Source organism: Mixta tenebrionis, assembly GCF_006517625.1.
GTDB classification, from domain to species: domain Bacteria; phylum Pseudomonadota; class Gammaproteobacteria; order Enterobacterales; family Enterobacteriaceae; genus Mixta; species Mixta tenebrionis.
Genome location: NZ_VHQI01000070.1, coordinates 1 through 336, shown reverse-complemented (window position 1 = coordinate 336; position 336 = coordinate 1). Strand labels below are relative to the sequence as shown.

At 58.6% G+C, this 336-nt stretch carries 1 protein-coding gene; it reads right to left on the bottom strand.

What is annotated here, in order from left to right:
- Positions 1 to 84 precede the first annotated feature (84 nt).
- Positions 85 to 336: flagellin (locus FKM52_RS21575; protein WP_281285010.1), on the bottom strand; the 252-nt coding region annotated here is incomplete at its 5' end.

Here is a 336-nt window from a genome sequence, read left to right as displayed (position 1 = left end):
GCACATGGCTGAATAAAGCGGAGCGACGGCGCGCCAGTAAAAACGCCCTCACAGGGAGGGCGCTGAATACCGCGTAATAAAGGATTAACGCAGCAGGGAAAGCATGGTCTGCGGAACCTGGTTCGCCTGCGCCAGCACCGAGCTGCCGGCCTGCTGCAGGATCTGCGCGCGCGACATGTTGGAAACTTCCGTCGCGTAGTCAGAATCCTGAATACGGCTGCGGGCAGCTGACAGGTTGGTCACCGTATTGTTCAGGTTGGTCACGGTAGATTCGAAACGGTTCTGTGATGCGCCCAGGGTGCTGCGCTGGGTATCAACGTTCTTGATCGCCGCATC